1 protein-coding gene is annotated in these 247 nt (G+C 70.9%); it reads right to left on the reverse strand.

The annotated features are described in order from the left end of the window. The coding region (locus SB753_RS40105; protein WP_410805556.1) for an NUDIX domain-containing protein at positions 1 to 247 on the reverse strand (247 nt) is incomplete at both ends.

Genomic DNA, 247 nt, shown 5'->3' on the forward strand with positions numbered 1-247 from the left:
GCAAGGCGGTTGCCGTCGTCGTGGCGTCGTGGGGTTCGTGGCGGCCGCCGGGAAAGCTGACCTGCCCCGCGTGATCATTCAGATGCGCGGTGCGCTGCGTGAGCAGCACGGTCAGTCCCCCATCGCGCACGACCAGCGCCACCAGCACGGCGGCGACACGCGGATCGCCCGTTTCGCGCCACCGCACTTCGCGCGTCTCCCGCTCCCACGGCACGTTTTGTTCGAAGCGTGCGCGCAGGCTGTCCGG

It is taken from the genome of Paraburkholderia sp. SIMBA_053 (assembly GCF_046534895.1).
GTDB classification, from domain to species: domain Bacteria; phylum Pseudomonadota; class Gammaproteobacteria; order Burkholderiales; family Burkholderiaceae; genus Paraburkholderia; species Paraburkholderia caledonica.